This is a genomic window from Streptococcus sp. M143, from assembly GCF_000162495.1.
Classification (GTDB): Bacteria; Bacillota; Bacilli; order Lactobacillales; family Streptococcaceae; genus Streptococcus; species Streptococcus dentisani.
This window is the reverse complement of sequence record NZ_GG730096.1, coordinates 1-1,254: the sequence shown is the minus strand read 5'-3', so window position 1 is coordinate 1,254 and position 1,254 is coordinate 1. Positions and strand designations below refer to the sequence as shown.

Sequence of the window (1,254 nt, the reverse complement as noted above, 5' to 3'; positions counted from 1 at the left end):
CTCTATAATATTTGTAGTGGGTAACCCCCTATAGATATTATGGAGCCTATTTTGTTGTAGAAAAAAAAGTCCCATAAGATCTATAATGAAAAGCGACCAAACCATCATTAGAAAGAATCATATGGAACTATTACATTTTATCACAAAACTACTCGATATTAAAGACCCTAATATCCAGATTCTAGATATCATCAATAAGGATACTCACAAGGAAATCATCGCTAAACTGGACTACGACGCCCCATCTTGCCCTGAGTGCGGATATCAAATGAAGAAATATGATTTTCAAAAAAACCTCTAAGATTCCTTACCTCGAAACGACTGGTATGCCTACTAGAATCCTCCTTAAAAAGCGTCGTTTCAAATGCTATCATTGCACGAAAATGATGGTCACTGAGACTTCTCTCGTTAAGAAAAATCACCAAATCCCTCGTATTATCAATCAAAAGATTGCTCAAAAGTTGATTGAAAAGACTTCTATGACCGATATTGCTCATCAGCTGTCCATTTCAACTTCAACTGTTCTCCGAAAGTTCAATGACTTCCATTTTAAACATGATTTTTCTCGTCTTCCAGAGATTATGTCTTGGGATGTTGAAACAGTCAGGGGAGTGACTGTTTCAATCGGGAGATAAAGATGAGTTTCATTGCGCAAGATTTTGACAAGCTCAATATCATCGCTGTCCTTGAAGGCAGGACACAAACTATCATCCGAAATCATTTTCTTCGCTACAATCAAGCCGTCCGTTGGCAGGTGAAAATCATTACGATGGATATATTTAGCCCTTACTATGACTTGGCTAAACGACTTCGCTTTCGAATTTCTAGGCTCAGGCTGAAACAGTCTACCAGACTGTTTCACTCCCAAATGCAAAAATTGTATTGGATCGCTTTCACATTGTGCAACACTTAAGCCGTGCTATGAGCCGTGTGCGGGTCCAAATCATGAACCAATTCGATAGAAAATCCCATGAATACAAGGCTATCAAGCGCTACTGGAAGCTCATTCAACAAGAAAGCCGTAAACTCAGCGATAAGAGATTTTATCGCCCTGCTTTTCGTATGCACTTAACGAATAGAGAAATTCTAGACAAGCTTTTGAGCTATTCAGAAGACTTAAAACACCACTATCATCTCTACCAACTCTTGCTTTTTCACTTTCAGAATAAGGAACCCGAGAAATTTTTCGGACTCATTGAGGACAATCTAAAGCTGGTTCATCCTCTTTTTCAGACTGTCTTTAAAACCTTCCTC

The 1,254-nt window shown here is 38.6% G+C and carries 1 pseudogene; it reads left to right on the top strand.

Annotation, left to right across the window (positions count from 1 at the left end):
* Positions 1-121: 121 nt before the first annotated feature.
* Positions 122-1,254: pseudogene (locus HMPREF0850_RS12960) on the top strand (transposase); the annotation flags it as partial.